Consider the following 2,893-nt stretch of genomic DNA (forward strand, 5'->3'; position numbering starts at 1 on the left):
GGCGGCCGAGGACGTGTCGGCGGACGTCGCGCCGGGCGGCGTACGCGACCCGCGGCGCTCGCACGCCCTCTCCGGCTTCCAGGCGGGCGTCGGGCGGGCCCGCGCGGCCAGGACGCCCGACCCGCTGCGCGACCCGCTGCGCGACCCGCTCGACGTCGACGACGCTCTCCCCAGCGAGGCCCGGCAGTGACCGCGCCGACCGGCGGCCGGCTGGACTGGCTGGTCGACTCGCTCACCCGGGCGAGCCCCGACGTCGCCCACGTCATCCTGGTGTCGGCCGACGGCATGCCACTGGCCCGCTCGGCGGCGTTCCCGCCCGACCGCGCGGACCAGCTCGCCGCGATCGCGTCCGGCCTGACGTCGCTCACCCAGGGCGCCGCGCGCTGCTTCGCCGCCGGCCAGGTCCACCAGATGGTGGTCGAGATGGACGGCGGCTACCTCGTGCTGATGAGCGTCGGCGAGGGCTCCTCGCTCGCCGCGCTCGCCTCGCCGGCCTGCGACCTGGGACAGGTCGGCTACGAGATGTCCCTGCTGATCGACCGCGTGGCCACCGCACTGACGCCGGCGACCCGGGCGGGGCGGCCGTGAGCGAGCCGTCGCTGGTCCGCCCCTACGCCCTGACCCGGGGGCGCACCCGGCCGGCGCGGCAGTATCCGGTCGAGGCCCTGGTCACCGCCGCGCCGGGCATCGCGGCCGAGCGGGGCACGACCCCCGAGGAGCGCAGCCTGCTCACCGTCGCCGGGACGGCGCACTCGGTCGCGGAGCTCGCCGCCCTCGTCGGGCTCCCGCTGGGCGTCGTACGCGTGCTGCTCTCCGACCTGGCCGAGCGCGGCCTCGTGACCGCGCACGCCTCCCACTCCGACCGCCCCGACGCCGCACTGCTCCAGCGCGTGCTCGGCGGGCTGCGGAGACTCTGAGGCCGGCCGATGTCCACCCACGCGCGCCACCTCCCGCACTCCGAGGGCCGCAACGCGAGCCTGTCGGCGAAGATCGTCGTCGCCGGCGGCTTCGGCGTCGGCAAGACCACCTTCGTCGGCTCGGTCTCGGAGATCGAGCCGCTCACCACCGAGGCCGTGATGACGGAGGCCTCCGTCGACGTGGACGACCTCTCGCTCGTCCCCGGGAAGCGGACCACCACCGTGGCGATGGACTTCGGCCGGCTCTCGCTGGACGCCGGGCTGATCCTCTATCTCTTCGGTACGCCGGGGCAGGACCGGTTCTGGTTCATGTGGGACGACCTCACGCACGGTGCCATCGGCGCCGTCGTGCTGGTCGACACGCGGAGGCTGGCCGACTGCTTCGGCGCGATCGACTACTTCGAGGCCCGCGAGATCCCCTTCGTCGTCGCCCACAACGTGTTCGCGGACGGCGCCGCCCACACCACCGAGCAGGTCCGCGAGGCGCTCGCGCTGCGTCCCGAGGTGCCGATCGTGACGTGCGACGCGCGTGAGCGGAGGTCGACGCGAGACACGCTGATCGCGCTGGTGGAGTACGCGATCGCCCAGCTCGAGCCGGTCTGAGCCGGATCCGCGGACGGGGTCAGGCGGTGCGGGCGAGGACGACGCGGAAGGTCGCGCCGCGACCGGGCGCGGAGTCGACCGCGATCGTGCCGCCGTGGGCGGTGACGAGCCGCTCGACGATGGCCAGCCCGAGCCCAGTCCCGGGCTGCGCCCGTACGGCGGGATCGGCGGCACGGAAGAACTCGGTGAACAGCCTCGCCTGGTCCCCGGGCGCGATGCCGATGCCGCGGTCGGCGACCTCGAGGGTCACCGTGGTGGCGCCGACGAGGACCGTCAGGCGCACCTGGTCGCCGCCGTACTTCAGCGCGTTGCTGAGCAGGTTCTGCACGACCCGGAGGAGCTCGCCCTGGTCGCCGCGGACGAAGGGGCCCTGCTCGGGCACGTCGAGCGTGACGGCGACCTCGGCGTCGGCAGCCATCGGCGCGAGCAGCTCCACGGCCTCGCGGACGACGTCGCCGAGGCAGACCCTGACCCGCCCGCGAGGACGGGGGATCTCGCGGGTGCGGGTCAGGACGAGGAGGTCGTCGAGCACCTCGGCCATCCGCTCCGCGTTGCGGATGAGGAGGTCGAGGACGTGCTCGGACGAGGTGGGCTCGAGGTCGCCCTCGCGGAGCAGGTCCAGGTGGCCGAGGATCGAGGTCAGCGGGGTGCGCAGCTCGTGGGCCACCCTCCCGATCATCCGGCCGCGGTAGGCGTCGGCCTGACGCAGGTCGGCGGGGCGACGCAGCCGACGCGCCTGCGCGGCGAGAGGGTCGCCGACCGCGTCGACCTCGTCCTCCGCCAGCGAGCTCATCACTACCCCTCCTCGGTGAGAAGCCTTCCGAGTGGGCCGTCGGCACGATGCTAGCCCCGGCGTGGCCGGCGGAGGTGCCGAATGCGGCGAGTCGATCGTGGTTTCTCCGTTGGGCCCACCGTCCCTTCGCCGCCGCCTGAGCCCAGGTGCCGTCGACCGCCAGGCATGGCCTAGTGGCTGAGCCGCGCGAGGAAGTCGCGGGTGGCCTGCTCCCGTGGATGGTCGAAGATCTGCTCCGGAGTGCCCGCCTCCACCACGCGGCCGCCGGCGAGGAAGACGACCCGGTCCGCGACCCGCCGGGCGAAGCCCATCTCGTGGGTGGCCATGAGGATCGTCGAGCCGCCCTCCTTGAGCTGGCGGACGAGGTCGAGCACCTCGCCGACCAGCACCGGGTCCAGCGCCGAGGTGATCTCGTCCAGGAGCAGCAGCTCGGGGTCGGTGGCGATCGCGCGGACGATGGCGACGCGCTGCTGCTGGCCGCCGGAGAGCCGGTCGGGGTAGGCGCCGGCGTGCTCGGCGAGCCCGATCCGGCCCAGCAGCTCCCGGCCCCGCGCCTCGGCCTCGGCCCGGCCGGTGCGAC

At 74.6% G+C, this 2,893-nt stretch carries 6 protein-coding genes; 4 read left to right on the plus strand and 2 right to left on the minus strand.

Annotation, left to right across the window (positions count from 1 at the left end):
* From QM572_RS07930 to QM572_RS07945, 4 genes are all read left to right on the plus strand, one after another.
* Window positions 1-190 (plus strand): hypothetical protein (locus QM572_RS07930; protein WP_415091805.1); only part of this gene is annotated, 190 nt, incomplete at its 5' end.
* A complete protein-coding gene (locus QM572_RS07935; protein WP_415091807.1) occupies window positions 187-588 on the plus strand; it encodes a roadblock/LC7 domain-containing protein in 402 nt (133 codons plus the stop codon). The genes QM572_RS07930 and QM572_RS07935, both read left to right, overlap by 4 nt.
* The gene (locus tag QM572_RS07940; RefSeq protein WP_415091809.1) at window positions 585-917 is read left to right on the plus strand and encodes a DUF742 domain-containing protein; all 333 of its coding nucleotides are present in this window, start codon (window positions 585-587) and stop codon (window positions 915-917) included. The genes QM572_RS07935 and QM572_RS07940 overlap by 4 nt, the downstream gene beginning before the upstream one ends.
* 9 nt (window positions 918-926) lie before the next feature.
* Window positions 927-1,520: a GTP-binding protein gene (locus QM572_RS07945; RefSeq protein ID WP_415091811.1), complete on the plus strand. Its 594-nt coding sequence runs from the start codon at window positions 927-929 to the stop codon at window positions 1,518-1,520.
* Window positions 1,521-1,539: 19 nt separating this feature from the next.
* On the opposite strand, the gene QM572_RS07950 is transcribed toward QM572_RS07945, so the two are convergent.
* Together QM572_RS07950 and QM572_RS07955 are read right to left on the minus strand one after the other, a co-directional pair.
* Window positions 1,540-2,313, minus strand: coding sequence for a sensor histidine kinase (locus tag QM572_RS07950; protein ID WP_415091813.1), 774 nt, complete (start codon window positions 2,311-2,313; stop codon window positions 1,540-1,542).
* A 170-nt stretch (window positions 2,314-2,483) separates the two neighbouring features.
* The coding region (locus QM572_RS07955; protein ID WP_415091815.1) for an ATP-binding cassette domain-containing protein at window positions 2,484-2,893 on the minus strand (410 nt) is incomplete at its 5' end.

It is taken from the genome of Nocardioides sp., assembly GCF_047607365.1.
In the GTDB taxonomy this organism is placed as follows: Bacteria; Actinomycetota; Actinomycetes; order Propionibacteriales; family Nocardioidaceae; genus Nocardioides.

Excerpts from the sequence above, each read along its gene's own strand:
- QM572_RS07950 (WP_415091813.1), bottom strand. The coding sequence starts at position 2,313 with ATGAGCTCGCTGGCGGAGGACGAGGTCGACGCGGTCGGCGACCCTCTC.
- QM572_RS07945 (WP_415091811.1), top strand. The coding sequence starts at position 927 with ATGTCCACCCACGCGCGCCACCTCCCGCACTCCGAGGGCCGCAACGCG.